26 protein-coding genes and 1 other RNA gene are annotated in these 24682 nt (G+C 62.8%); 13 read left to right on the plus strand and 14 right to left on the minus strand.

The annotated features are described in order from the left end of the window. Positions 1–6 precede the first annotated feature (6 nt). Positions 7–1452 (minus strand): MFS transporter, encoded by a 1446-nt coding sequence (locus tag OIT41_RS13485; protein ID WP_241707372.1) that lies wholly within the window; start codon positions 1450–1452, stop codon positions 7–9. 102 nt (positions 1453–1554) lie between these two features. Between OIT41_RS13485 and OIT41_RS13490 the strand changes: the two genes are divergently transcribed. The 4 genes from OIT41_RS13490 to OIT41_RS13505 all read left to right on the plus strand — a co-directional run bounded on the left by OIT41_RS13490 (position 1555) and on the right by OIT41_RS13505 (position 3610). Then, complete coding sequence (locus OIT41_RS13490) at positions 1555–1929, plus strand: hypothetical protein (RefSeq protein WP_241707371.1); 375 nt, start codon at positions 1555–1557, stop codon at positions 1927–1929. 120 nt (positions 1930–2049) lie between these two features. Further along, the gene (locus tag OIT41_RS13495) at positions 2050–2190 is read left to right on the plus strand and encodes a hypothetical protein (RefSeq protein ID WP_171983543.1); all 141 of its coding nucleotides are present in this window, start codon (positions 2050–2052) and stop codon (positions 2188–2190) included. Positions 2191–2270: 80 nt separating this feature from the next. Further along, positions 2271–2759 (plus strand): helix-turn-helix domain-containing protein, encoded by a 489-nt coding sequence (locus OIT41_RS13500; protein WP_241711087.1) that lies wholly within the window; start codon positions 2271–2273, stop codon positions 2757–2759. 44 nt (positions 2760–2803) lie between these two features. Next, positions 2804–3610 (plus strand): IS3 family transposase, encoded by an 807-nt coding sequence (locus tag OIT41_RS13505; RefSeq protein ID WP_241711084.1) that lies wholly within the window; start codon positions 2804–2806, stop codon positions 3608–3610. Between the two features lie 87 nt (positions 3611–3697). On the opposite strand, the gene OIT41_RS13510 is transcribed toward OIT41_RS13505, so the two are convergent. Then, the gene (locus OIT41_RS13510; RefSeq protein WP_264636609.1) at positions 3698–4696 is read right to left on the minus strand and encodes a S1C family serine protease; all 999 of its coding nucleotides are present in this window, start codon (positions 4694–4696) and stop codon (positions 3698–3700) included. 126 nt (positions 4697–4822) lie between these two features. After that, positions 4823–5293: a MarR family winged helix-turn-helix transcriptional regulator gene (locus tag OIT41_RS13515; protein WP_241709274.1), complete on the minus strand. Its 471-nt coding sequence runs from the start codon at positions 5291–5293 to the stop codon at positions 4823–4825. Between the two features lie 122 nt (positions 5294–5415). On the opposite strand from OIT41_RS13515, the gene OIT41_RS13520 reads away from it, so the two are divergent. Genes OIT41_RS13520 through OIT41_RS13545 form a run of 6 tightly spaced genes read left to right on the plus strand, consistent with a single transcriptional unit; the run spans position 5416 to position 11980 of the window. Next, a complete protein-coding gene (locus OIT41_RS13520) occupies positions 5416–6351 on the plus strand; it encodes an SDR family NAD(P)-dependent oxidoreductase (protein ID WP_264636610.1) in 936 nt (311 codons plus the stop codon). 1 nt (position 6352) lies between these two features. Beyond that, positions 6353–7246, plus strand: coding sequence for an amidohydrolase family protein (locus OIT41_RS13525; RefSeq protein ID WP_264636611.1), 894 nt, complete (start codon positions 6353–6355; stop codon positions 7244–7246). 1 nt (position 7247) lies between these two features. Beyond that, the gene (locus tag OIT41_RS13530; protein ID WP_241709265.1) at positions 7248–8471 is read left to right on the plus strand and encodes an acyl-CoA dehydrogenase family protein; all 1224 of its coding nucleotides are present in this window, start codon (positions 7248–7250) and stop codon (positions 8469–8471) included. A 35-nt stretch (positions 8472–8506) separates the two neighbouring features. Then, complete coding sequence (locus OIT41_RS13535; protein ID WP_241709263.1) at positions 8507–8962, plus strand: MaoC family dehydratase; 456 nt, start codon at positions 8507–8509, stop codon at positions 8960–8962. A 44-nt stretch (positions 8963–9006) separates the two neighbouring features. Continuing rightward, positions 9007–10371, plus strand: a complete 1365-nt coding sequence (locus OIT41_RS13540; RefSeq protein WP_241709262.1) for an MFS transporter — start codon at positions 9007–9009, stop codon at positions 10369–10371. Positions 10372–10411: 40 nt separating this feature from the next. Further along, the gene (locus tag OIT41_RS13545; protein ID WP_241709261.1) at positions 10412–11980 is read left to right on the plus strand and encodes an acyl-CoA synthetase; all 1569 of its coding nucleotides are present in this window, start codon (positions 10412–10414) and stop codon (positions 11978–11980) included. Positions 11981–12022: 42 nt separating this feature from the next. On the opposite strand, the gene OIT41_RS13550 is transcribed toward OIT41_RS13545, so the two are convergent. Then, positions 12023–12949, minus strand: coding sequence for a PaaX family transcriptional regulator C-terminal domain-containing protein (locus OIT41_RS13550; protein WP_241709260.1), 927 nt, complete (start codon positions 12947–12949; stop codon positions 12023–12025). 175 nt (positions 12950–13124) lie between these two features. Between OIT41_RS13550 and OIT41_RS13555 the strand changes: the two genes are divergently transcribed. The 3 genes from OIT41_RS13555 (at position 13125) to OIT41_RS13565 (ending at position 16789) form a co-directional block, all read left to right on the plus strand. Next, positions 13125–14495 (plus strand): MFS transporter, encoded by a 1371-nt coding sequence (locus OIT41_RS13555; RefSeq protein ID WP_078108422.1) that lies wholly within the window; start codon positions 13125–13127, stop codon positions 14493–14495. A gap of 72 nt (positions 14496–14567) precedes the next feature. Next, a complete protein-coding gene (locus tag OIT41_RS13560) occupies positions 14568–16319 on the plus strand; it encodes a CocE/NonD family hydrolase (protein WP_241709259.1) in 1752 nt (583 codons plus the stop codon). Continuing rightward, the gene (locus tag OIT41_RS13565; RefSeq protein WP_241709258.1) at positions 16316–16789 is read left to right on the plus strand and encodes a DUF3237 domain-containing protein; all 474 of its coding nucleotides are present in this window, start codon (positions 16316–16318) and stop codon (positions 16787–16789) included. The genes OIT41_RS13560 and OIT41_RS13565 overlap by 4 nt, the downstream gene beginning before the upstream one ends. Before the next feature lie 690 nt (positions 16790–17479). On the opposite strand, the gene ssrA is transcribed toward OIT41_RS13565, so the two are convergent. The 10 genes from ssrA to OIT41_RS21005 form a co-directional block, all read right to left on the minus strand. Continuing rightward, positions 17480–17848: a transfer-messenger RNA gene (gene ssrA, locus OIT41_RS13570) on the minus strand. 142 nt (positions 17849–17990) lie between these two features. Then, positions 17991–18461 (minus strand): SsrA-binding protein SmpB, encoded by a 471-nt coding sequence (smpB, locus tag OIT41_RS13575; RefSeq protein WP_028264808.1) that lies wholly within the window; start codon positions 18459–18461, stop codon positions 17991–17993. A gap of 64 nt (positions 18462–18525) precedes the next feature. Further along, positions 18526–19881 carry a M23 family metallopeptidase gene (locus OIT41_RS13580; protein ID WP_241709276.1) on the minus strand — a complete coding sequence of 452 codons (1356 nt, stop codon included), beginning with the start codon at positions 19879–19881 and terminating at the stop codon, positions 18526–18528. Between the two features lie 74 nt (positions 19882–19955). Beyond that, on the minus strand, positions 19956–20870 hold the full coding sequence (gene ftsX, locus OIT41_RS13585) for a permease-like cell division protein FtsX (protein ID WP_241709256.1): 915 nt from the start codon (positions 20868–20870) through the stop codon (positions 19956–19958). Then, positions 20867–21631 (minus strand): cell division ATP-binding protein FtsE, encoded by a 765-nt coding sequence (ftsE, locus tag OIT41_RS13590; protein ID WP_241709255.1) that lies wholly within the window; start codon positions 21629–21631, stop codon positions 20867–20869. The genes ftsX and ftsE overlap by 4 nt, the downstream gene beginning before the upstream one ends. Positions 21632–21802: 171 nt before the next feature. Further along, entirely contained in the window at positions 21803–22918 is a 1116-nt protein-coding gene (prfB, locus tag OIT41_RS13595; protein ID WP_241709253.1) for a peptide chain release factor 2, read from the minus strand. Between the two features lie 65 nt (positions 22919–22983). After that, positions 22984–23394, minus strand: a complete 411-nt coding sequence (locus OIT41_RS13600) for a pilus assembly protein TadG-related protein (RefSeq protein ID WP_241709252.1) — start codon at positions 23392–23394, stop codon at positions 22984–22986. Positions 23395–23459: 65 nt separating this feature from the next. After that, complete coding sequence (locus OIT41_RS13605; protein WP_241709251.1) at positions 23460–23978, minus strand: hypothetical protein; 519 nt, start codon at positions 23976–23978, stop codon at positions 23460–23462. Further along, the gene (locus tag OIT41_RS13610) at positions 23959–24342 is read right to left on the minus strand and encodes a TadE family protein (protein WP_264636612.1); all 384 of its coding nucleotides are present in this window, start codon (positions 24340–24342) and stop codon (positions 23959–23961) included. The genes OIT41_RS13605 and OIT41_RS13610 overlap by 20 nt, the downstream gene beginning before the upstream one ends. Before the next feature lie 42 nt (positions 24343–24384). Next, positions 24385–24648: a hypothetical protein gene (locus OIT41_RS21005; protein ID WP_372489664.1), complete on the minus strand. Its 264-nt coding sequence runs from the start codon at positions 24646–24648 to the stop codon at positions 24385–24387. Positions 24649–24682: the final 34 nt, after the last annotated feature.

A 24682-nucleotide genomic window follows, 5' to 3' on the forward strand; every position in this document is an offset into this window, starting at 1 on the left:
CACTGTTCAGGCGCGCTGGGCAGCCGTCCCGCCGTCGTCGGGGGCTGGACCTTGCGACGAGTCCACTACCGCCGCGCCCACCACCGGGTTCCGGATCCCGACGGCGGATGCCACCGCGCCGAGGAAGAACAGCGAGGCGGTGACCACCACGGCATTCATGAGGCCTTGGCGGCTGAAGACAGGACCGATGATGAGCCCGGCAAACGCGATGCAGATCAAGCCTGCGATCCGGGCAACGGCGTTGTTCACAGCGGAACCGATCCCCGCCTCTTGAGTCGGTACCGCGCCGAGGATGGCCGCGGTCAGGGGCGCCACCAAGGTGCTGAGGCCGATCCCGAAGACGATCTGCCCGGGCAACACTTGGGTCCAGTAGTTCAAGGGCTCCTGGACGGCCAAGGTCATGAGGAACCCGACCCCGCAGATGAACGGACCGGCCGTCATGAACCACCGCGGACCGTACTTGCCCGCCAGTCCCCCGAAGAATGAAGCCGTGAGCATCAGGAGGACAGTCGCGGGAAGCAACGCGATGCCCGCGGTGGTGGCTTTCATCCCTCCCACTTGCTGCAAGTAGATGCCTACGGCGAAGAAGCCCAATGACAGGGCACCGTAAATGGCGAGCGTGGCGATGTTTCCCCAGCCGAAATTGCGGATGCCGAAGAGCCGCAGGGGAAGCATCGGTTCCGGGGTCCTGGCTTCGTGGACCAGGAAGAGGGCCAACCCTACGGCCCCGAGGGCGAGCGGCATCCAGACGACCATGTTACTCCAGCCCATGCGCCCCTGTTCGATGAAGGCGTAGACCGGACCGCCCAGGCCCACCATGGCCAGGAACGCGCCGAGGTAGTCGATCTTCTTGCTCCTGTCCACGGCGGCATCGGACTTCCGCAGCCCGGCGAGGATCGGCCAGACTGCAACGGCAGGAATCACATTGATGAAGAAGATTACGCGCCAGGACAGCAGATCGACCGATGCGCCGCCGATCAGCGGAGCGACGATGGCGGCCGCGCTGGTCCAACCGGACCATTGGCCGATTGCCTTGGACTGCGCGGGCCCGGAGAAGAACGTAACGATCATGGCAAGCGAACTCGGGACGAGCAAGGCCCCGGCAATCCCCTGGAGGGCCCGCGAAACCACCAGCACCTCGCCGTTCCAGGCGAGGCCGCACGTGACGGAGGTAAGGGTGAAGCCGGCGAGTCCCCATTCCAGGATGCGGGCGCGGCCGAAGTGGTCGGACAGGGATCCGGCCACCAGGATCAGCGCGCCCAGGGTCAGCAGGTAGGCATCCACCACCCATTGCTGGATAACGAGGCCGCCACCCAGTTCGCGGCCGATCGCGGGGAGCGCGAGGTTCACCACGAAGCCATCCAAAATGGCGATGAAGGAAGCCACAATAGCCACAACAAGGACCCGCTTTTGAAGCGGGGTGCTTGGCAGCAGGGCCGCTGCGTCGGTCATGAGCACAGCCTACGCCTGCTTGTCCTTTGCCGTCCGGATTCCTGCCCGGTCCTGCGGCGGTTCTGCCGCAGTTCTGCAACGGCGAAAGTCCCGTATCGTTGAATGGTGATTAGCAGACGTGACGCCGCACTGGCCCTTGATATCCCGATGGAAATGGCCCAACGCCACGGCATCCCCTCCAGGCTTTCACAAGCCGAGCTGAGGGAGCTGCAAGACAATCCACCGCCATGGCTCGTCCAATCCCGCGCCAACCGTACCGGCAAGCGTCCCGTGTGGGTGCACCTCAGCTGCGTGGTGTGCGGCTACACCGAGGCCGCGCGTCCCAAGAAATGGTGGCCCGAGTTCACCTACGTCTTCTGTGGCCACCACCGGAACAGCGAGGTTCCCGGAATCCTGCCTGGAGAGGTCCGGAGCGAGTACGAGGGAATCGGCTCCCGGTTCGTGGGTATCGTTGACGTTCCGGCGTCCGAAGCCTAAATACTGGGCGTTTGGGGGCCGGTTGATTTCGCCTGAAACAGGCGTAGCTTACAAAGAGAGGGCCCTTCAGGACCCTCTTTGCAGGATCTTCACGGAAGACCCGTAGTTAGGGAGCATGACATGCCTGACAAAGCGCCGCACCAGCACGAGGCGAAGAAGAGTATGAAGTCCATCAAGGAGAAACGGGCAGTGAAGCGTGCCAAGCACGAATCCGACGCCGCTGCCGATCCGGTGGCCCACTTGAGGATGAGGAAGAAGTAGCAAAAAAAGCCGGAGCCATTGTGAACTGCTCCCCGAAAGTTGGACTGAGAATTCAGTTCTGACTTACGGGGAGCAGTTTCATGTTAAAAAGCAGTTCGTTGTCCGAGGAGCAGCGCGCGGCCGCGGTAGCGTTGTTTGAGACCGGTTGGGGCGCGAAGTCCGTTGCCACAAAGCTCGGGGTGAGCAAGCGGGCCATAGGCCGGTTATATGACCGGTGGAGAGTTCGCGGAGGTACAACGCTAGTGGCCAAGCCAACCAAGCGGCAGTTTTCGTTTGAGTTCAAACTCGCTGTTGTGCAGCGGTTTCTGGCTGGAGAGACCCAGGTGGCCTTGGCGCAGGAGTTCCAGCTGTCGTCCCCGCTTCTGATCAAGAAGTGGGCAAGCCTGTATCGGAATGAAGGCGAAGACGGACTGCGTCCGAAGCCCAGGGGCCGCCCGAAGTCGCCTTTCGAGGCGCCGTCGCAGCCTGAGTCAGAACTGCAAAGGTTGCGCCGTGAGAACGAGCGCTTGCGGGCAGAGGTGGCGTTCCTGGGAAAAGTGCAGGCCTTGAGGGACGAGGATCCGCGGTAAAGGTCCGCGCCGTCATCGCTCTCAAGGCCCAACATCGCCTGGAATTGCTCCTGGACATCGCTGGCATTGCCCGCTCGACGTTCTTCTATCACCAGGCCCGGCTCCAGGCCCCCGATCCGCAAGAGGCTCTCAAGAGCGCGGTCACGGAGATCTTTAAGAAGAACCATGGCAGGTACGGGCACCGACGCGTCCACATCGAGCTGGCCAAGCAAGGCTGGAGGACCGCGAAGAAGACCGTGCTGAAGCTGATGCGGACACTCGGGCTGGTCTGCAAGGTCCGGCGGAAGAAGCGCTACAACTCCTACCGCGGCGAACAAGGCGCCGTCGCTCCGAACGTGCTCAACCGGGATTTCGAAGCGACCGCCCCGAACCAGAAGTGGGTGACGGACGTGACCGAATTCAGCGTCAGCGATCGCAAGCTCTACCTCTCACCGGTCATGGACCTCTTCGACCGGCAGATCATCTCGTACACCCTGGGCATCTCGCCGAACCTGGAGCTCACCAACACATCGCTGAGTAAGGCGCTGACGACCCTCAAGGACGGTGAGAAACCGCTGGTGCATTCCGACCAGGGATTCCAGTACCAGCATCACTCCTGGCGGACTCTCCTCAGCGTTGCCGGAGCGGTCCAATCAATGTCACGCAAGGCCAACTGCTACGACAATGCCGTGATGGAAAACTTCTTCGGTCATCTCAAAGAAGAACTCTTCCATCGTGTCCGGTTCATCAGCACCGACGCACTGACAGCGGCACTGCACGAGTACATCCGCTGGTACAACACCGAACGGATCTCGACAAAGCTCGAGGGCCTGAGCCCGGCGCAATACCGTGCCCAGGCCCTCGCGGCTTAGGATCTTACTTAGCCAGTCCAACTTTCGGGGACCAGTTCATTGTGGCCCCGGCTTTTTAGCGGACTGGTTTCACCGTGGGGTGCTTCCTCATGAATCCGCATCGGTCATTTCGCTGGGCACTGCGACAATCGCGTGGATCTTTCCGTCGCGCAGGACCGTCAGGAGGAACGGCTCACCGATGGCCTGCGAAAACAAGAGCTTTTGCAGGCTCTCGGCACTGGATACTGCCCGCGACTGCGCACTCAGGACCAGGTCGCCCGCGAGCATTCCTGCCCGCTCCGCGGGAGATCCCGCGATGACCTCCACGACGCGGAGCGCTTCCTTCTGGCCCGTCCGGATCACCGCACTCGCGTCCAACGGAATAGGTGTGCTCACCAAGCCAAGGAATGCCCGCCGGACCCGGCCGTCCTTCAACAGGGCGGCGATGATCCGTTGAGTGGTGGTGTTGATCGGCACTGCGAGTCCGAGGCCCAAGCCGGCCACTGCGGTGTTGATTCCCACGATCCGTCCCTTGGTGTCGGCCAGGGCTCCCCCGGAATTGCCCGGGTTCAGCGCGGCGTCGGTCTGGATGACATCCTCGATCACCCTGCTGTGCCGGCCGGACCTGACCGGGATGGAGCGCCCGAGTCCGCTGACCACGCCTGCCGTCACCGATCCGGCCAGCCCCAGCGGATTACCGACGGCAATCACCAATTGGCCGACGTGCAGCGACTCCGCGTTGCCCAGGATGGCAGGCGGCGGCGTGTGGTGCCCGCGGACAATGGCGAGATCGGACAAGGGATCCGCTCCGACGAGTTCGACGTCAGTATGGGTTCCGTCGGCGAAGATCGCCCGCCCGGAGCGCAGGCCCGAAACCACATGGGCGTTGGTCAGCAAATAGCCGTCGCCCGTGAACACGACGGCGGACCCGCTTCCGATGCTGACCTGGCCGTTCCTGCGTGCGCTTCTCATCTCCAATGCTGCAACATGCGGCGTGACCGTCTCTGCTACGTGCATCACTGTCCGCGAGTAGGCGTCCAAGGCTTCGTCATCCGACGGGGCGTCAGGAATGTCCTCGGGAAAAACTTGTTCCGGCAACGTACTCATCGTGCACCTCCTGTAACCGGTGGTGTCTATATCAACGAATACACTGCTTCGGTTAGTCCGTTCCGCCCTACGCCGTGGGTGAACTCTGACACGCCACTGATGATTGGGAACCCAACTCCTCGACGCTTAACCCCACAACGCTTTTCGCAGCAGCGCCTTGAGTTGGGCGGCTTCACCGTCGTCCAACGCCGCCAGCACTTCGGATTCCGCAAGGCGGGCCGCAATGGCTGCTTGGTCGAGCAATTGGCTCCCCTTCGACGTCGCAGTCACCGTCTTGGCCCGGCGGTCCTGCTTGCCTGGTGCCCTGGCCACGAGCTTCCGCTTTTCAAGCTCGTCCACCAAGGCGACGATCTGGCTGGGGTCAAGGCTGAGGAAGTCCGCCAATTCCCGCTGGGTGGGCTCCAGGCCGCTGTTGGCCAGGATCAGGACCGAGTAAGACCTCTCCTTGAGGTCGAACTCGGCCAGCGCCCGGTTGTTCAGGACCGAGCCGCCGGCATGGAGCTTTGCCAGCAGGAAACCCACGTCCTGGCTGATCGGAGCGGCGACCAGCCGGTCCTTCGCGGCAGCCTGCTGCTCGTCCTGCGCCTCGATCGTCATAACAAACTCCAATAATCTTCAAAATCAATCGTTGACATTTTCAACTATACGTATTCTCATGGATACAGAACAGCATCCCACGCCGAGGGCCTGGATGCACGGGATCGAGCAAAGGAGCAGCGATGAGCCTGTCAGGAAAAGTAGCGATTGTCACCGGAAGCGGCCGGGGACTGGGGCTTGCTTACGCGCGGGAACTCGCCCGTCACGGCGCGGCGGTGGTCATCAACGACGTCGACGCCGAGGTGGCCGGCGAAGCGGTCCGGACCATCGAAGCCGACGGCGGCCGGGCCGTCGCCGTCGTCGCTCCCGTCGGCAGCACCGAAGTAGCGAAGCAGTTGGTGGAAGCGGCTGTCACGGAATTTGGCCGCCTGGATATCCTGGTCACCAATGCCGGGATCCTGCGGGACAAGAGCCTGCTGAAGATGACGGACGAGGACTTCGACCTGGTCATCAACGTCCACCTCCGCGGCACCTTCATGTGCGCCCGCGAGGCCTTCGGCTACTTCAAGGAAAACGGGATCGCAGGCCGTATCATCGCCATCGGCTCCCCGACCGGGCAGCGCGGCAACTTCGGGCAAACAAACTACGCCGCAGCCAAGGCCGGAATCGTGGGCATGGTCCGGACCTGGGCACTGGAAATGAAGAAAGCGGGCGTCACAGCCAACGCCGTCATCCCCGTAGCCGCTACGGCGATGACCAAGACCATCCCGTACTTCCGGAAAGCTGTGGAGGCGGACGAGCGCGGCGAGGCCATGCCGCACTTCTTCCGCCACGAGCTCGGCTTTGGAACGGCCGACGACGTCTCCGGGCTCATTGCCTTCCTCGCCTCCGACGAAGCGGCCGGCATTACCGGACAGGCCATCGGCGCCGGCGGAGACCGCCTGCAGCTCTGGACCCACCCCGAAGCAGCCGTCACCGAGTACCGCGAGGGCGGCTGGGGCTATCAGGACCTTCTGGAGAACTTCGGCCCCTTGTTCGGCGACAAGCTGCAAAGCGTCGGCGAAGAATTTCTGCCATTGCCCGAGGAACTGCAACCCGAAGCCGCCGAGGTCCGCTGACATGGCCGCACAGCGTTACGAACTCGGCATCGACGCCTCAAAACTTGACGCGATCGACATGCACGTCCATCTCGAAGTGGACGGCCATGGCCACGAATCCCTTCCCCGTGAGTTGACGGAAGCTTCAGCAAAGTACTTCAGGGCCGAGGACCGCACGCCCTCACTGGACCGGATCGCCGAGGTCTACCGCGGACTGAACATGGCCGCCGTCGTGTTCACTGTGGACGCCCGTACGCAACTCAAGCACGAGCCCAACAGCATCCCCGAGCTGATCGCCGGAGCCGCCAGGAACAACGACGTGCTGATCCCGTTCGGCAGCGTGGATCCCCGCACCGGTGCCGAGGCCATCCAGGGCGCCAAACACCAAGCAATTGACCTGGGCGCCCGCGGTTTCAAGTTCCACCCGAGCCTGCAGGGCTTCGACCCCTCCGACGAACAGTTCTACCCGCTCTGGGAGACCCTGCAGGAACTGGGCCTCCCGGCCATCTTCCACACCGGGCAAAACGGCATGGGCGCCGGCCTTCCCGGCGGCTACGGCATCAAGCTGGCCTACTCCAACCCGCTCCTGCTCGACGCCGTGGCCGCTGACTTCCCCGGGCTGCAGATCATCATGGCCCACCCCTCGGTGCCCTGGCAGGACGAGGCCAACTCCATCGCCACCCACAAATCCAACGTGTTCATCGACCTCTCCGGCTGGTCCCCCAAGTACTTCCCGGAGTCACTGGTGCGCATGTCCAATTCCGTGCTGCAGGACAAGGTCCTCTTCGGCACGGACTTCCCGCTCATCACCCCGCAGAAATGGCTGGGCGCCTTCGCCGACCTCCCGCTCAAGGACGAAGTCCGGCCCAAGATCCTCAAGGACAACGCGGTGCGCCTGCTCGGATTGGACGGCTGAGATGAGCCTGGAGATCCGTGTGGAGACAGCGGCGGAGGAGCGCCTCTACGGCGTCTGCGACTATTACGACGCCGAGTCCCTCCTCACCGAGGACGAGCGCCGGGTCCTGGGCCGCTTGCGCGACTTCCTGGACGGTGAAGCGAAACCATTGTTGGCCGACTACTGGGAGCGCGGCGAGTTCCCTGCACAGTTGGCCCGGCCACTCATCGACCTGGACCTGATGGAACCGGCGGAACTGACTGTTCACGGTCCCGCCCGGGGCATCTACCAAGGCTTCAGGATCTTCGAACTCGCCCGCACGGACGCTTCGCTGGCCACCTGGTACACGGCGCAAGCCGGCCTCTTCCGCACCGCAATCCGCGTCGGTGCTTCCGAGGAACAGCAGCGCGGGTGGATGCCGCGGGTGATCGATTTCTCGCTGAAAGGCGTGTTCTCCCTGACCGAACCCGAGCACGGCTCGGACATCGCCGGCGGTCTCTCTACTACGGCACGCTTTGAAGCAGACCACGACGGTGGAACCTGGGTCCTGGACGGCGCCAAGCGGTGGATCGGGGGCGCCTCAACCGCGGACGTGCTGTGCGTTTTCGCCCGCGACCTCGCGGACGGACAGGTCAAGGCCTTCCTCGTGGACCGCGAAGCGCCCGGGGTGACCTTGGAGAAGATCCACCGGAAAACTTCCTTGCGAATGATGCAGAACGCCCACATCACGCTCGACGGCGTGCGGGTCCCTGAATCCATGCGCCTGCACAAGGTGAACTCCTTCAAGGACGTAGCGGCGATGCTCCGGGCCATGCGCTCCGACGTCGCCTGGATCGCCACCGGCATCCAGGCCGGCGCCTTCGACGCGGCCCTCCGCTACGTCCGCGAGCGCCAACAGTTCGGCCGCCCGCTGGGTTCCTTTCAATTGGTGCAGGAGAAGCTGGCCCGCATGCTTGGCAACCTCACCGCAAGCTTGTCCCTCGTGGTCAGGCTGACCGAACAGCAGGCCCGCGGGATCTACCGCGACCAGGATTCCGCGCTCGCCAAGATGCAAAGCTGCCTGGCCATGCGGGAAACAGTCGCCCTGGCCCGTGAGTTGGCGGGCGGCAATGGAATCACTCTCGAGAGTGACGTTGCCCGGTTCCACGCCGACGCCGAAGCCGTCTATTCCTACGAAGGAACGCACGAAATCAACGCCCTGATCGTCGGGCGCGCACTTGCGGGCGAAAGCGCCTTCGCGCGCTAACCCGCCACAATCCAAAACCACCACAGGAGGCAACAATGCCCAATCTCGTCGTCGACTTCGACAAATTGCTCACCCTCGCCGGAACCGATCTCGGCGCCACCGAATACCGCGAAATCAGCCAGGAACAGATCAACAAGTTCGCAGACGCCACCGGGGATGACCAATGGATCCACGTCGATCCGGAACGCGCCAAGGACGGCCCGTTCGGCGCCCCGATCGCCCACGGCTTCCTCACGCTCTCGCTCATCATCCCGTTCTGGGGCGAGCTGTTCGACGTCGAAGGCGTCACCACGAAAGTGAACTACGGCCTGGACAAAGTCCGCTTCACTTCCCCGGTCAAGGTGGGCGCGCGTATCCGCATGCAAGCCACCATCGCCGAAGTCACCGAGGTCAAGGGCGGCGCCCAGATCAAGGTCGCCAACACCATCGAAATCGAAGGCCAGGAACGCCCCGCAGTCGTGGCCGAATTCCTCGCCCGCTTCTACAAATAGCCGCTACACCCCGCCCTCCCCCACCCCTGCTTTAAGGAACAACGATGTCCCAAATATCGCAGCTTCAATCCATGGACGTGGCCACCAAGCGCAAGGAAGCCCGCACTGTCATTGCTTCCAGCTACCTCGGCAGCACCATCGAGTACTACGACTTCCTGCTGTATGCCACAGCTGCGGCCGTGGTCTTCCCCAAAGTCTTCTTCTCGGGAATGGATGATTGGGTGGGCGTCGTGGCCGCCTACGGAACCTTCGCCGCAGGATACGTGGCGCGCCCGCTGGGTGGCGTCATCTTCGGGCACTTCGGCGACAACCTGGGCCGCAAGGGGATGCTCATCGTCTCCATGTTGGTCATGGGCTTGGCGTCCGCGCTGATCGGCCTGGTCCCGGGCGCGTCCGTGGCCGGTCCGTGGGGCGCCGTGATGCTTGTTGTGCTCCGGGTTTTCCAGGGCATCGCGGTGGGTGGCGAGTGGGGCGGAGCCGCCTTGATGGCGTTGGAGCATTCCGAATCGGGGAAACGCGGCTTCGCTGCCTCGTTCGTGAATGCGGGCGCGCCGTCGGGCGCCGTGCTGGGCACACTGATCATGGGCGCCTTCTCGGCCCTGCCAAACTCCCAGTTCCTTGCCTGGGGCTGGCGCGTTCCCTTCCTGCTCTCGTTTGTCTTGCTTGCAGTGGGCATGTTCGTCCGGCTCAAGGTTTCGGAGAGCCCCATTTTCAAAGCTGCCATCGAACAGGAAAGGGCGGCCCGGAACGCGGACTCCGGCCCCGCCAGGAACAACAGTGCCGGGAAGGCCGTTATCCCGCTCCTCCAGGTGTTGCGCCGGCCCAAGACCTTGATCTTCACCATGCTCGCCGGGGCTGCCGGCTTCGCCCTCCAAGTGGTGCTGGCAACGTTCGCGGTCACCTTTGCCGTCTCCAAGGGCGCCGACCGCCAGGGCGTGCTGTACGCCTTCGCCGCTGCTTCCTTCATCTCCATCGCCTTCGTGATCCTGGGCGGCAGGCTGTCCGACAAGTTGGGCCGGAGGCCAGTCATGATCGGCGGGCTCGTGCTCTTCATCGCCTATCTGATTCCGATGTTCCAGTTGCTGTCCTCGAACAACATCCTCTTGGTCTTCGTCGCCTTCACCATTGGCTTGATGATCCACTCAACCCTCTTCGGGCCGCTGGCGGCATTCGTGTCCGAGCAGTTCGGCACCACGTCCCGCTACACCGGAGCCTCACTGGGTTACCAGCTCGCGACGCTCCTCGGTGCGGGCTTCACTCCTGGGATCGTGGCCCAGATCTTCAAGGACTCCGGCCAGGACACCGGCTCGGTGGTCTTCTACCTTGCCACGATGTCCGTCGTCTCCATCATCTTCATCCTGTTGACCCGGGAACCGAAGAACAACGATTTGCAGACCGTCCGGCCTTGAGCCCGGGAAGGGTCTAGCTTGGAAAGAAGAAAGGACCGACATGGAGAATTTTGGCATCGGTTCGTGGCTGCAGCGTCGCCGCCCGAAGTCCGGAAGCAAGATCGCGCTGATCTCCGGAGACCGCCAACTCAGCTACGCGGAATTTTCGGAACGATCCGACAGGCTGGCCAACGCCCTCAAGGCCGGGGGCGTTGCCAAGGGCGACAGGGTGGCGTACCTCGGTGACAACCATCCGGCTTTCCTGGAAACGCTTTTTGCCTGTGGGCAGCTCGGGGCGATCTTCGTACCCCTCAACACGCGGTTGGCCCCGCCGGAGATCAACTTCCAGCTTGCGGACTGCGGTGCCGTTGCGCTGATCCACTCGGCGGGCCTCAACGGCCTTGCGGCCAGCGGCGCGGAAGGCACCCGCGTGAGCCGGCGGATCGTCGTCGGCGATTCCCTCCCGGGCGAGAGCACCTCCGGCTTCGATGGCACCGGACGTGAGACCCCGACGGCGGCGGAAGACTATGAGGACGTCGTCGCCTCCGGAGCGGCCCGGCATCTGGACGAGGAAGTCGGGCTCGATGACGGGGCCATGATCCTCTACACGTCCGGAACCACGGGACGCCCCAAAGGAGCGCTCCTGACCCACGGCAACATCACCTGGAATTGCATCAACGTGATTGTCGACTTTGATTTCTCCTCCACCGATGTAGCCCTCATGATCTCGCCGATGTTCCACGTCGCCTCGCTCGACATGGGGGTGTTGCCTACGCTGCTCAAGGGCGGGACCGTCGTCCTCGAGTCCAGGTTCGATCCCCGACGCACCCTGGAGCTCATCGAGCAGCACCGGGCCACCACCATCAGCGGGGTGCCCACCACCTACCAGATGCTCTGCGAGCACCCGGACTGGCCGACGTCGGACCTCGGATCCCTCAACAAGCTGACCTGCGGCGGATCGGCAGTTCCGATGCGCGTCCTGGAGGCGTACGAGGCGCGCGGACTGCACTTCTCCAACGGCTACGGAATGACCGAGACGGCGCCGGGCGCCACCACGCTGCCCGCCGCCAGGTCCCGCGACAAAGCGGGATCTTCCGGGCTCCCGCACTTTTTCAGCGACGTCCGGATCGCCGACGTCGCCGGAGGCCTTGCTGAGCAGGGCACGGTGGGCGAAATCCAGATCAAAGGCCCCAACGTCATCCACGAATACTGGAATCGGCCCGACGCCACTGCCGAATCTTATGCGGACGGCGGCTGGTTCAAGTCCGGAGACATGGGTTACAAGGACCCAGACGGATTCGTCTTCGTCTCGGACAGGCTCAAGGACATGATCATTTCGGGCGGCGAGAACATCTACCCTGCCGAGGTGGAACAAGCGATCAGTGAACTCGACGCCGTAGGGAGCGTGGCAGTCATCGGCGTGCCGGATGAGAAGTGGGGAGAGGTACCACGCGCCGTGGTGGTGCTCCGCGAAGGCGCCACTTTGACCGAGGACGAACTCAGGGCACACTTGGCCGGCAGGCTGGCCCGCTACAAAATCCCGAAGACTGTGGTGTTCGTGGACGACATGCCGCGGACGGCCAGTGGAAAGATCCGCAAGAGCGAGCTTCGCCGAAGCACCGTTTCCTGAGGGGACGGTTGGTACGCTGCGTGCCGTATCCGCGGTGCTTGGTCAGCGTCCGGTCTCGATAGGGAGGCATGACGCAGACCCACCGAGGGACGGTGCGGCGTCGGCAACGATCGCGTCCACGTGGGCCAGTGCCGAAGCAGCCAGGCCGTCGTATACCTGCACGAAGACCTTGCGGGCTTCGGCCAACGGCCATTTCTCGGGGAGGAGCTCTGCGGGCAGATCGGGGTCGTTCCAGGGAAAAGCGCGCCAGGCGTCCATGGCCATCGTGCGGACGCGGAAGGCCTCTGCGGCGGTAACAAGGCCGGAATTCGCCTTCTCCACCCACGGACTGTAGCTCTCGATGAACGGCGCATACTGCTCAGCCAACTCCTCGGGCGACCACGCCGCGATAAGGCTTTTTCCGCGCAGGCTCCGATCCGCCGTCCGGAAGATGACGTAGTCCTCGACGCCAAAAGACGCGCAGTTTTCTTCCAGCTCCTCGGCATGGTCGCGCGGCGATACCCACAGTGCGCCGTAAAGAGGGGCGAATCCCCGCCATCGAAGCCGGGAGCGGAACATGTCCCGGATTTCCCTGGAGGACTCGGGGACAGAAAAAGCGATCACGGTCCAGGACCCGTCCCAAGCGTTGCTTTGGCTGCCGAACAGGCGCACTTGCTCGAATCCGATCCGAAGCCGCACCCGGGCGCGGTGGGTGAACCGGTACCGCGAGGACCTTCCAGCGCTGGACTGCTCCAAAACACCCCTGCTCGCCAAGCGGCTGAGGCCCGTCGCGCAGGCCGACGGCGACACGCCAAGCGGTGCTGCCAGGGCAGCGATCAGCTTTGCGGGAATCCACTCGTCCGTGTTTTGCCAGAAATCGCCCAGCATCGTGGTGATCAGGTGCTGGGTGGAGGAACCCTTCAAGGGGCGCGGAAAGTCCACAGGGGCATCTGGGACCAACCCCGGAGCGGAGGAAGCAGCTGGTGTCACCTACCCATTCTCTCAGTCCTCCCGCCGCAATTAATTTATTATGCACTTGTGTTGACGGACGTGGAAGAAGTCGCATACCATTTTTCTACGAGTGATGCAGACCACAATTCTCAGCGGAACTCAGTCCCTGCCGCACTGCGAGCCCCAAGCCCCCTTCACACCCAGGAGATCCGCAATGACCGCTGGTCCCACCGTTCCGCCGACGGCACTGACGCCGTCCGCTGACATCGCCCCTTCACCCAGCCACGCCGGCACCGGACATGCCCGCCGCGCTGCCGCCGCCAGCTTCATCGGCAGCACGCTCGAGTACTACGATTTCTTCATCTACGGCTCGGCGTCGGCCCTGATCTTCAACAAGCTCTTCTTCCCCGGAATCGACCCGGCACTGGGCACCCTTCTTTCCATGGCGACCATTGGAGTCGGATATTTCGTCCGCCCGCTGGCCGCGAGTGTCATCGGGCATTTCGGTGACCGCATTGGCCGGCGCCAGATGCTGGTTCTCACCTTGGTCATGATGGGGGTTGCCACCTTCCTCATCGGTTGCCTGCCGCCCACTGCAGCGATCGGCGCCGCAGCCCCTGTTCTCCTGGTCCTGCTTCGCGCCCTGCAGGGCGCTTCCGCCGCCGGAGAATCGGTGGGCGCGGTCACCATGACGTTGGAGCACGCCCCCAGCAACAAGAGGGCGTTCTATGGGAGCTGGGTCAACACCGGAGCCGTCGCCGGAATCATGCTCGCCTCCCTGGCGTTCCTCGCGGTGTCCCTCCTTCCACAGGCCGAACTGCTGAGCTGGGGCTGGCGCTTGCCGTTCCTCGCGAGCATCATTGTCGTGGCGGTGGGCCTGTACATCCGGCTTCGCCTTCCCGAGTCCGAGGTGTTCGAATCGGCAAAGGAATCCGATGGCTCCACGGAACTGCCGCTGAAAGTCGTCCTGCGGGACCACTGGACCACCATCATCAAGGTCATCTTCTTTGGCCTGTGGAGCGTCGTGTCCTCGGTCTTCGCCGCCTTCGCCCTTGCCTACTCCGGAAAGTTCGGGATCCCCGCCGCCGTCATGCTCACCGTCACCATCGTGACCGCGGCCCTCGCGATTGTCGTCCAGCCATACGCGGGCGTCCTGGCCGACAGAATCGGTCGCAAGCCCGTATTCATTGCCGGCAACATCATCTGTGCCGCTTCGGCCTTCGCATTCTTCTGGTCCATCAGCGCCGGCTCGATCCTGCTGATCTTCGTCACGGCCATCATGTTCATGACGGTCGGCTATGGCTTGGTCAATCCGCTCGGCCCCTCCATGACAGCGGAGATGTTCGAAACCCGTATCCGCTACACGGGCGCCGCCACAGCCTCGCAGCTCGGGTTGATTGTCACCGGGTTCGCGCCGACCATCGCAGCGGCAATCGTACAGCCGGGCCCCACCGGGTGGGTACCCGTCGCGGCCTTCACCGCGGGTTGCTGCCTCGTTTCCGCCGCAGTGACAGCCATCTGGGTCAAAGAGACCTACAAAGTACCTACTGAAGCCCTGGGCACGAAGACCTCCAGCCCGTCTTAGGCTTCCGCGGAGGAGGCGCGGCTTCGTGCCTTCTCCGCGGACCGAACTCCCCCAAGCTAAAGGACCGCCCACGTGAGCCCGCTCCCCGTACTCATTGAGACCGACGTCGAAACCCATATGACCGATGGCACCGTCCTGCGGTCAACCGTCTATCGCCCTGCGGACGACGGCGGCGGACGGTTTCCGGTCCTGCTCACCAGGACTCCCTATGGCAGGGACCTCTCGGTAAATTCCGCCTATTTCAACCCCGCAACCGTAGCGGCCGCAGGCTATGGAGTGATTCTCCAGGACTGCCGCGGCCGGTTCGGCTCGGACGGCGTGTTCACCCCGTCCGTCCACGAAGCCTCCGACGGCGCCGACACCGTTGCCTGGGCCGCCGGGCTGCCCTGGTCCGACGGCAGCGTCGCGATGTGGGGTCGATCCTATTTCGCCGAGACACAATGGCGGGCCGCATCTTTGTCGCCACCCGCCCTTTGTGCCCTCGCCCTCGGCATTTCAGCAGGCGGGAATGCGAACAACGGCGCGCTCTACCGGGGTGGAGCCCACGAACTCGGCAGCCGGCTCGGCTGGGGCCACGCCTCAATCTCCGTGAACGAACTGATGCGCGAGTTCCACGACGACCCCGAGCGCAGGGAAAAGGAGCTCGGGTCCTGGCTCGACCTTGACCGCGGATTCGCCGACGGATCGCTCTTCGACACCCTTCCGTTGCGCAGGCTCTCCCCGAAACTCGGAACTTTCATGAATTCCCATGTGCTGCCCTCCGCGGGTGAAGATCCGGGCAGCCGCTTCACCAAACTGTGGGATGCTGCGTCAGCACAAGCGGTCACGCTGCCGACCCTGCACATCGGGGGCTGGTTCGACATCTTCGCACCCAACACCTTCGAACAGTACGAAAAGCAGCTCGACTTGAGCAAGGCCCAGGGCTCCCCCGCGCCTCGCCTGATCGTCGGCCCCTGGACCCACACGAACTTCACTGGCGCCTATCCGGACATCAACTTCGGGATCGCCGCGGCGTCAGGGATGATGAACGGCCTGGGGGATTTGTCCCGGATCCACACCGACTGGTTCGACGCCGTCCTCAAGAACCACCCGGAGCGCCTGCGCCGCGTTCCCCCGGTGTTGCTCTACTTCATGGGTGAGAACCAGTGGCGCGGCTTCGAAGAACTCCCGGTTCCAAGCGGCGAACGGTCCTGGTATTTCGGACGGGACGGATCCCTCTCCCACGAACCCGAAGCGGACGGCATTGCCGAATTCGACTACGATCCCCTGGACCCCGTGCCTACGGTGGGAGGAGCCACGATGATCCACGGCACCTTCCCCGCAGGACCGGCCCGGCAGGAAGCCGTTGAGGAGCGGGAAGACGTGCTCGTGTTCACCAGCGAAGCCTTCACCGAGTCCTTGACAGTGTTCGGGGAAGTGCGCGCAAGCTTCTTCGCCTCGACTTCCGCCGTGGACACGGATTTCGTCATTCGTCTTTGCCGCGTAGCACCCGACGGAACATCCTTGTCGTTGGCGGACGGGATCGTCCGCGCCTCCTGGCGGGATAGCTACGCGGGCACCGGACGGTACTCTCCCGGCCACCAGCCTTCACTGGTCGAACCCGGCAGCGTCCATGAATACACCGTGAGCCTCTGGCAGACGGCATATACCTTCGCGCCCGGCGAACGGCTCCGTGTGCAAGTGACTTCCAGTTGCCACCCGCGCTGGGACAGGAACCTGAACACCGGCAAGCGCGCCTACAACTCCGACCACTCAGTCGTTGCCCGGCAAAGCATCCGCTTCGGCGAGCTGCACCCGAGCCGCCTGACCGCTGGCGTCCTGTGAACACCGGCCGGACGGCCGCGCCGGGGCTGTCCTTCTTCGCCGAAGTGGCCGTCGACGTCGGGCTGCCGGTCGACGTCGGGACGACACCGGAGGGGCACCGCCGGATAGTGCCAATCACCGGAGGCACTTTCGACGGCCCCCATGTCACAGGCAAGGTCCTCCCCGGCGGCGCCGACTACCAGATACTGCGCAGCCGGGAGCTGACGGAACTGGATGCCCGATATGCCCTCGAAACAGATGCGGGACAACGCATCTACGTCCACAACACGGCGCTCCGCCACGGTACGGCAGAGGACATCGAACGGCTGAACCGCGGCGAAGATGTCGCGGCGGACCGCATCTACTTTCGCTGCTGGCCGCGTCTGACCAGTTCTGCGCCCGGACTCGCCTACCTCAACAACCGGCTGGCTGTCGGAACCGGCGAACGCCATCCGGATCAGGTGGTCGTGCGGATCTTTTTGATCGACTAGCGGCGCCCACTGGTTAACAATCACGCTGTGGGGACAGGCGCAGTCCTTGCGTAGGGGTCCCCGAAAACAAGTAGGGGGTACTCAAGAAAGCAACCGCCCGCAGTCCTATCGTGTCGGACAGCGTTCATGCCAAAAAAGATGGGCGGATGGCCACGACTGGGTCCAGACCGGCGAGGGGCCGCAGCGAAAAAATATGCAGGGAGCCTTGCTCAATGGACAACCCACCTTCCGAAAACCGGGGTCGGTGCATCGCCTACGCAAACCACCAGGAGAAAGACTGACTCCTTACCGGTCCTGTCCTCCAAGCCTAGGCCGACGGAACGAGGGCCTTTCGTAGCACAACGCAGGACCCAGCCGACGGGCTGAGATTGGGGCGAACGTGGACGGGCAACAATGGATATGGGTCGTGATGGTCCTTGTCGGAGCCGCACTGGTAGCCGTTGTGATGGTCTTTGGACACCAGCGAAGAAGGCTGGTTGACCGCAAACCCGTGGCCAAACACCGCGAGGGGGAACCTGGGAACCCTCCTGACGGCGTCGACAGTGCGGATGGCGAGCCGGCAGCACGGAGTCCGAACCACTGACCCCGCCCGCGGTTACCCACCCGGACAAAGAAAAACACCCCGGTCCGAAGACCGGGGTGTTCCCGATGAGCCGAGCCATCCGTGAAGGATGTCTCGACTCATCACAAAAGTGGAGATGGGGGGAATTGAACCCCCGTCCGATGTCGTGTTGTCAGGGCTTCTCCGGGCGCAGTTCGCGTCGGACTTTCTCGGCCCCAGCTATCGTACGAACAAGTAGCTAATCCGGGCCCAGTCATCTAAGAGTCCCGCTCGCCTCGATGACGAAGGCAAGCAGCAGTGGCTATCTAAATGACGCCAGGATCCGGGGCAATAGCAACCTCGGGCTGACGGACTGTCTTACTGCTTAGGCAGCAAGAGCGAAGTCAGTGCGCTTAGAATTGGCACTTATTGGTTTGCAGACAGCGTTTACGAGATAATTCTGCATCCTCGGCCCGCTTCACCTGTCGCGACTAACATCGTCGAAACCGATCATCCCCGTATTTTGTTATCAATCCCCGCAGCACGATGGTCGCCCGAAAACGATCACCCTAAAAACCTGCCGGGTTAATCATCATAACGCATCGCAGCACCCGAACATTCCGGGACACGCTTGGCTGCGGACGTCCTTGACGACGCAGCTTAGCGGCGGTTGCGTTCGCGCAGTTCACGCAGCGATTCGCGCTTGTCCTGCTGCTCGCGCAAGGTCTGCCGCTTGTCGTAATCCTTCTTGCCTCGGGCCAAGGCGATCTCCACCTTGGCACGCCCGTCCAGGAAGTACAGCTGGAGCGGCACTACCGTCAGCCCCGTCTCGCGGATCTTGCCGGAGATTTTGTTGAGTTCCTCGCGGTGAAGCAACAACTTCCGACGGCGGCGTGCGGCGTGGTTGGTCCAGCTCCCCTGGTTGTACTCGGGGATATGGATGCCCTCCATCCACAACTCGTCGTTGTAGAACGTGCAGAAGCCATCGACCATCGAGGCGTGGCCTTCACGCAGGGACTTTACTTCGGTTCCCATAAGGGCAATGCCAGCCTCATAGGTATCCAATATGTGGTAGTCATGCCGAGCCTTGCGATTGGTGGCCACTACCTTACGGCCACTTTCCTTGGGCACGGTAGAACTCCTTGGTTGTCGAAGAATCACACTAGTCTACGCCAGTAGAACACTGTCCTGCGGGCTACAGAAGGTTCATCGGGTCAACAGCCTGCCCGTTCACCCAGGTTTCAAAGTGCACGTGGCAACCAGTGGAGTTACCCGTGGTACCCGAATATGCGATGAGCTGGCCCTGACTCACCTGCTGTCCGGAAGAAACCACCACGCTCGTGTTGTGGTAGTAGACCGTGGTCAGGGAATCCCCGTTGATGACTCCGTGCGATATTTTGACACGGTTGCCCCCGCCGTCGTTGCCCCAACCGGCGGAAAATACGGTGCCGGCAGCCGCTGCATACACGGGTGTTCCACACGGGGCACCGAAGTCGATGCCAGTGTGCATGTAACCGCCCTGGCCGTAGAAATCGATGGTTCCTGGCGGCGTCGCACGCCAACCGAAGCCTGAGGTGATCGGGATGTTCGCAGGTACCGGGTGGATCAAGCCGAAGTTGGAGCGCGGGTTGCTCGCTGGTGGGACAAAAGGTTGCGGGGGTGCCTGGTTTTGCGCCTGCGCGGCTGCCGCAGCGGCCGCGGCGATTCGCTGCTGTTCAGCCAACCAGGCTTCTCGGAGCTTGCGGTCCCGCTCGGAAATTTCCGCCGCGACGGCATCCTGGTTCGCCTTCACTTGTTGGAGCTGGGCCTGGATACTTGGCTTGGCCGCCTGAAGCTGGCTGTTGAGGCGGGTGGTATCGGAAATGAGCTTGTCCACCTGCGCCTTCTTGGCTGCGGCGTCATCGCGGGCGGCTTTTTCCCGCTCCAGTGCGGCGTCCGCTTTCGCCTTCAGATCTCGGATTTCCTGTTCGACGGCGGCGAGCCGGGCCTGCGAGTTCACGTTCGTGGCGCTCTGCTGCGTCAACTTCGTCATCGTGGCGTTCTGGCTGCGCATCGCCTGGTTGGCGAGGTCCATGGATTCCGTGAGGTTGCCGCCGTCGTTCGATCCGAACAGCAAGGCAACGTTCGTCGGAACACCACCGGATTTGTAAGCCTGAGCCGCGATTTGGCCGATGAGCTTCTTGGTCTCAGTGATCTTTTGCTTGTCGTTTTCCAACTGCTGGGTGATCTGGGCTTTGCTCTGCTGCGCCAGATCAACGCGGGCAGCCAGGGCATCAGCGTCCTTCACTGCGCTGGCGACCCTGCCCTGGGCATCGAGCAGTGCCTGTTGCGCTCCCGGAAGCTGGCCTTGGTAGACCACGAGGTCGCCGGCAGCCTTGGCGATGTTGGCATCAACGAATTCCAGCGACTGCTGCACTCGCGCCGATTCGGCGTTGAGGGCCGCTTGCTGGTCGTCGAGGTCGTCCGCTTGTGCCATGGGGGCAGTTGCAAGGCTCGCAACCAGCGCGATGGCAAGCACCGAGCCGGCAACCTTGGCGCGGCCGCTCGCCATGCGCAGCTGCAGGGCAGCCTGGTACTTCCGGGGCATCGGCTGTCCTGTTCGCTCGGGATCAGTGCTTTTCATGGCTACACCTTGAGATATCGGCGGAGGGTCAGGAGGGAGGAAATCCCCGCCAGGCCGCCGCCCAACGCTATCAGGACAGGCGCAATCACGAGTACCTGGGTCGAGGATATAAACGGAGTATTCAGGAATTGCTGCGACAAGTCCCCGTTGAGCCAGAACTGGGCCACCAACCACAGCGTTCCGGAAGCCAGGACTGCACCCACGACGGCGGCGATGACGCCTTCGAGGATGAACGGCAGTTGGATGACGGTCTTCGATGCTCCCACGAGGCGCATGATGCCTGTCTCGCGTCGCCTGCTGAATGCGGACAATCTGATGGTTGTGGTGATGAGCAGGACTGCACAGAAGATCATGACTCCCGCGACCACCATTGCCGCCACGGAGGCACCGTTCATCCACTCGAAGATCCGTTCAAGGACCTGGCGCTGATCGCTCACGGTCTCCACGCCGGCTTGGGAGGAGAAGGTCTCGCTGATGATCTGGTACTTCTGGGGATCCTTCATGTTGATCCGGAAGGACGAAGGAAGCTGGTCCTGGGTGACCGAATCAACAATCGGAGAGTTGGAGAACTGTTCCTTGAAGTGCTTGAACGCATCTGCTTGCGACTCGAACTGGTAATCGTTGATGTACTGCTTGACTGCTGGTGACTCGAGCATCTTGACCAGGTTGTCCTGCTGCTCTTTGGTGACCGCGCCCGAAGCGCATCCGGTCGACGTCGAGGAGTCGTTGCAGAGGAAGATAGCGACCTGGACTTTGTCGTACCAGTAGCCCTTCATCTGGTTGATCTGCATCTGCAGCATTCCGGCTGCGCCGACGAATGTGAGGGAGACAAAGGTCACCAGGACAACGGAAATCACCATGGACAGGTTCCGGCGCAGGCCGCTGCCGATCTCGCCCAGGATAAAAGCGAGCCTCACTGCTGGACCCCCTGCGCGCGGTCGATTTCCGCATCGCTCGCGTCCTTCATCCGCCGGGACTCCCCCACCACCGGAATCATCGAGGTGTAGAGCGCCCTGGCCTCGTCACGGACCACCACTCCGTTCCGGAGCTCCACGACGCGCTTGCGCATCTCGTTCACAATGTCGTCGTCGTGAGTTGCCATGACCACAGTGGTGCCGTTCTGGTTGATCTTGTCGAGCACGCCCATGATGCCCATCGAGGTAATGGGATCCAGGTTTCCGGTGGGTTCGTCAGCAAGAAGGATTCCCGGGCGGTTGACGACGGCGCGGGCGATGGCCACGCGCTGCTGCTCGCCACCGGACAGCTCATGGGGCATGCGACGTTCCTTGCCTTCAAGCCCGACCGTCTTCAGCACTTCAGGGACTGTCTCCCGGATGATGCTGCGGCTCTTGCCGATCACCTGCATGGCGAAGGCCACGTTGGCGAAGACATTCTTCTGCGGCAACAGACGGAAGTCCTGGAAAACGACGCCGATTCCACGGCGAAGCTTGGGGACCCGCCAGCTTGAAATGTTGGCTACGTTTTGGCCGGCGACGTAGACCGAACCGGACGTTGCACGGTCTTCCTTCAGGATGAGTCGTAGAAACGTCGACTTGCCGGAGCCCGAGGCCCCGACGAGGAAGGTGAATTCTCCACGGTCAATCTCAAGGTTGACAGCATCCAACGCCGGACGGGCATTGGTGTCGTAGACCTTGGTGACATTCTCAAATCGGATCATGACTCTTCAGAACCCCGCCGGACATGCCACGTTCGGCCAGTCCAACCGCCAGCGCACGGGCTTTCGTTGGGGGAAGTTGAGCGCCGGCTCTTCGACTATACGCACGCTCCGCCATGGAATCGCGGGCTTGCTGCGGTGTGTCGCCTAATCAGGCTCCCAGCTCAGGCGGCTTTACCCTTCGGCGTTGCGGTTACCCGTGCGCCAGCGAATGCCGGCGTCGATGAAGTCGTCGATGTCGCCGTCGAATACCGCTGACGTGTTGCCTACTTCGTGTTCAGTGCGCAGGTCCTTGACCATCTGGTACGGATTGAGCACGTACGAACGCATCTGGTCACCCCAGGATGCCTTCACGTCACCTGCGAATGCCTTCTTCTCGGCATCTTCCTGCTCCTTTTTCAGGAGGAGGAGCCTTGATTGGAGAACGCGCATTGCCGCTGCGCGGTTCTGCAGCTGGGACTTCTCATTCTGCATGGACACCACAATCCCCGAGGGAATGTGGGTCAAACGTACTGCGGAGTCCGTCGTGTTGACGGACTGCCCGCCAGGACCGGAAGACCGGAACACATCGACGCGGATCTCATTGTCCGGAATGTGGATTGAGTCGGTTTGCTCGATGAGCGGGATGACTTCGACGGCGGCAAAGGACGTTTGCCGCCGGCCCTGGTTGTCGAACGGGCTGATGCGGACGAGCCGGTGCGTCCCGGCTTCGACGCTGAGGGTACCGAACGCGTACGGCGCTTTGACCTCGAAAGTCGCTGATTTGAGGCCGGCTTCTTCGGCGTATGAGGTGTCCATGACCGTGGTCGGGTAGCCGTGGCGCTCTGCCCACCGCAGGTACATGCGCATGAGCATCTCGGCGAAGTCCGCCGCATCAACACCGCCGGCGCCGGCACGAATCGTGACGACGGCTTCGCGTTCGTCATATTCGCCTGAGAGCAGGGTTACCACTTCAAGTTCCTTGAGGGACTTGCGGATCGATTCGAGTTCCGTGGCGGCTTCGACCATGGAGGCGTCGTCGTCCTCGTCCTGGCCGAGCTCGACAAGGACCTCAAGGTCGTCGATTCGGCCCGTCAGCCTGTTCAACCGCTCGAGTTCGGACTGCCGGTGGGACAACTTGGACGTAATCACTTGCGCGGATGCTGGATCGTCCCAGAGGTTCGGTTCACCCGCCCGCTCGCTCAGTTCAGCGATCTCTTCCTTGAGCTTTTCGACATCGGAAACCTGTTCGATGGAGCGGTAGATGGAGCGGAGCGCGCGGATTTCTGCGGGAAAATCAATCTGAGCCATGGTTGTTCCAGAGTACGCCATCCGTTGGTGGCCTCCGCACGGGACTGGACGTATGACGCTTGGAACTAGCGCGTCAACCGGGAACGCGCGGTGGAACGGGCTTCGATCGGCACACCGGCGGGAAGGATGAAGCTGATCACGGGCGGATGGGCGACCGCGCTCAGCACAACCTCGGCCGTAGTGCTGTCCGGACTTCCGGTACCAGGGGCGACGGCAAGTTGATCGAATCGTGAATGGGCGCCGTTTTGGCTGAGGTATGACCCGGTCACGTGGCGCACCCGCTCGCTGTTGAGGACGGCCGACGGGGTTTCGGCACCACCGTCTACCTGGCCAAGGGAATAGCTGTCCGCCGCTGCCACCGAAGCTCCGTCCGCCAGGGAGAGGAGCTTCTTATGCTCGATGTAGATGGCGGAAGCCGCAGCAACGACCGTTGCAAGCAACAACGCGATCACCACATAACCGATGGTCAAGACCATCAATTGGCCGTGTTCCCCCTCCGATCCGCGTGGCCGCAGCACATCCCCTTGCCCAGGAAGATCCCTCACCGGAACCGTCCGACGATTTGCGTGGCCGACGCACTCAGATTCGCGGCGTCCAGGCTCAGAGCCTCTCCAAAAGGCACCATCGGCAACGGAACCGTGAGCTTGACCGTAACCGTGACCGCTGCCCCGGCGGACAGGCAATCGCCGCGGTCGCACGCGACGTCCACAAACGCCTGCTCCGCGGAGTGTCCATAGTCGGCGAGGGTCAAAAGAGCAGCCTGTTCAGCGGCGACGCGCCCCTGGGAGGTGTCCTTTTGCATGACGTACACCTTGGCGGCCTGGTCCGCTGCCCCCACAACGGCGAACGAGCCACCCTGGATTTGTCCAATGGTGACAATGAAGTAAACCAAGGGAACCATGAGCAGGAGTGCCATAAGGATGAACTCGACTACCGCGCTTCCCCGCTCCGCGCCACACTGTGAACCGCTGGATTCCGGGCCGTCCGGGAACGGCAGGCGGGCGGCCTCCCTGAAACGGGCAAGGACGGTACGGCCAAGGTCAGCGGGAAGACGCAGCATGCCCCCTCACCTCCAACGCCCCCACGGGTCCAATCAACCCGATGACCGGCAACAGTGCCCGCACTGTCACTTCCAAGGTGCGGATTCCTTGGAAACCAGCCTCCGACGTCGAGACGTCCCGGGCGAAGTCTGCGTTCAGCGCTGTTCCGATCAGGTCTGCGGTGCGCTCACGCGCATCGGCCGGAGTCCGGTCGGCGAGAGTGCCGTACCGGGCTCCGGACGATGCCGCATCAATGAGGGTATTGCGCACATGCAACACAAGGGCCAGTTGAATGACGGCAAGGAAAAATACGGTCAACAGACCGCCGACCAGCACAAAATCCACGACGGCGGAGCCGCGTTCATCGCCGCGACCTGCACTCATGCAACTGCCGTCTCCCGCTCCCCTGCTGCGGAACGGCATGGACTACTTTCCGACCTTGCTCATGGCCTGGTTGAAGAGTGCCTCGAGTGCCGGGCCGGCCAGCGCCAGCAGACCGGCGACAAGCGCGGCGGACATCAATGTGATCATGACCCAACCAGGCACGTCGCCCCGCTCGGGATGGTCGTCGTCGGGCATCGGACGTTGGTTTGGTCTTGTTCCTAGTGCTGATCCGGGCCACAGAAGTGTCCACAGCTGCCACAGCAAAAGGCCGAATGCGGGCAGGCCTCGACCTCCGCGCTTATTCATTTTTCCCTGTTTCATTTTCCCCCATTTCGCTGTG

The sequence above is a fragment of the Arthrobacter sp. YA7-1 genome (genome assembly GCF_025960325.1).
In the GTDB taxonomy this organism is placed as follows: Bacteria; Actinomycetota; Actinomycetes; order Actinomycetales; family Micrococcaceae; genus Arthrobacter; species Arthrobacter bambusae_A.

Excerpts from the sequence above, each read along its gene's own strand:
- OIT41_RS13485 (WP_241707372.1), bottom strand. The coding sequence starts at position 1,452 with ATGACCGACGCAGCGGCCCTGCTGCCAAGCACCCCGCTTCAAAAGCGG.
- OIT41_RS13490 (WP_241707371.1), top strand. The coding sequence starts at position 1,555 with ATGGTGATTAGCAGACGTGACGCCGCACTGGCCCTTGATATCCCGATG.
- OIT41_RS13495 (WP_171983543.1), top strand. The coding sequence starts at position 2,050 with ATGCCTGACAAAGCGCCGCACCAGCACGAGGCGAAGAAGAGTATGAAG.
- OIT41_RS13500 (WP_241711087.1), top strand. The coding sequence starts at position 2,271 with ATGTTAAAAAGCAGTTCGTTGTCCGAGGAGCAGCGCGCGGCCGCGGTA.
- OIT41_RS13510 (WP_264636609.1), bottom strand. The coding sequence starts at position 4,696 with ATGAGTACGTTGCCGGAACAAGTTTTTCCCGAGGACATTCCTGACGCC.
- OIT41_RS13515 (WP_241709274.1), bottom strand. The coding sequence starts at position 5,293 with ATGACGATCGAGGCGCAGGACGAGCAGCAGGCTGCCGCGAAGGACCGG.
- OIT41_RS13520 (WP_264636610.1), top strand. The coding sequence starts at position 5,416 with ATGAGCCTGTCAGGAAAAGTAGCGATTGTCACCGGAAGCGGCCGGGGA.
- OIT41_RS13525 (WP_264636611.1), top strand. The coding sequence starts at position 6,353 with ATGGCCGCACAGCGTTACGAACTCGGCATCGACGCCTCAAAACTTGAC.
- OIT41_RS13530 (WP_241709265.1), top strand. The coding sequence starts at position 7,248 with ATGAGCCTGGAGATCCGTGTGGAGACAGCGGCGGAGGAGCGCCTCTAC.
- OIT41_RS13535 (WP_241709263.1), top strand. The coding sequence starts at position 8,507 with ATGCCCAATCTCGTCGTCGACTTCGACAAATTGCTCACCCTCGCCGGA.
- OIT41_RS13540 (WP_241709262.1), top strand. The coding sequence starts at position 9,007 with ATGTCCCAAATATCGCAGCTTCAATCCATGGACGTGGCCACCAAGCGC.
- OIT41_RS13545 (WP_241709261.1), top strand. The coding sequence starts at position 10,412 with ATGGAGAATTTTGGCATCGGTTCGTGGCTGCAGCGTCGCCGCCCGAAG.
- OIT41_RS13555 (WP_078108422.1), top strand. The coding sequence starts at position 13,125 with ATGACCGCTGGTCCCACCGTTCCGCCGACGGCACTGACGCCGTCCGCT.
- OIT41_RS13580 (WP_241709276.1), bottom strand. The coding sequence starts at position 19,881 with ATGGCGAGCGGCCGCGCCAAGGTTGCCGGCTCGGTGCTTGCCATCGCG.
- ftsE (WP_241709255.1), bottom strand. The coding sequence starts at position 21,631 with ATGATCCGATTTGAGAATGTCACCAAGGTCTACGACACCAATGCCCGT.
- prfB (WP_241709253.1), bottom strand. The coding sequence starts at position 22,918 with ATGGCTCAGATTGATTTTCCCGCAGAAATCCGCGCGCTCCGCTCCATC.
- OIT41_RS13600 (WP_241709252.1), bottom strand. The coding sequence starts at position 23,394 with ATGGTCTTGACCATCGGTTATGTGGTGATCGCGTTGTTGCTTGCAACG.
- OIT41_RS13605 (WP_241709251.1), bottom strand. The coding sequence starts at position 23,978 with ATGCTGCGTCTTCCCGCTGACCTTGGCCGTACCGTCCTTGCCCGTTTC.
- OIT41_RS13610 (WP_264636612.1), bottom strand. The coding sequence starts at position 24,342 with ATGAGTGCAGGTCGCGGCGATGAACGCGGCTCCGCCGTCGTGGATTTT.
- OIT41_RS21005 (WP_372489664.1), bottom strand. The coding sequence starts at position 24,648 with ATGAATAAGCGCGGAGGTCGAGGCCTGCCCGCATTCGGCCTTTTGCTG.